1 protein-coding gene is annotated in these 241 nt (G+C 27.0%); it reads left to right on the forward strand.

Annotation, left to right across the window (positions count from 1 at the left end):
* Nucleotides 1-241 (forward strand): Rep family protein (locus SH09_RS13870; RefSeq protein ID WP_042740206.1); only part of this gene is annotated, 241 nt, incomplete at both ends.

Genomic DNA, 241 nt, shown 5'->3' on the forward strand with positions numbered 1-241 from the left:
CTATCACGTTTTGTATATCGCTAAAAATCCAGTCACAAAGGAAAGTGTGAGAAATAAAATAAAACGTGCTTTAGGAGATAAAGCCTTATCACATATAGAAATTGTAGATGGTGTCGAGAGGGTTTATAAATATTTAACACACGAAAGTAAAGATGCTATTAGAAAAAACAAACATAAATATAACAGTGAAGATATTATTCATTTAAATGATTTTGATATTGAGAGATATATTTTTTTAGAT

Source organism: Staphylococcus gallinarum, from assembly GCF_000875895.1.
Classification (GTDB): domain Bacteria; phylum Bacillota; class Bacilli; order Staphylococcales; family Staphylococcaceae; genus Staphylococcus; species Staphylococcus gallinarum.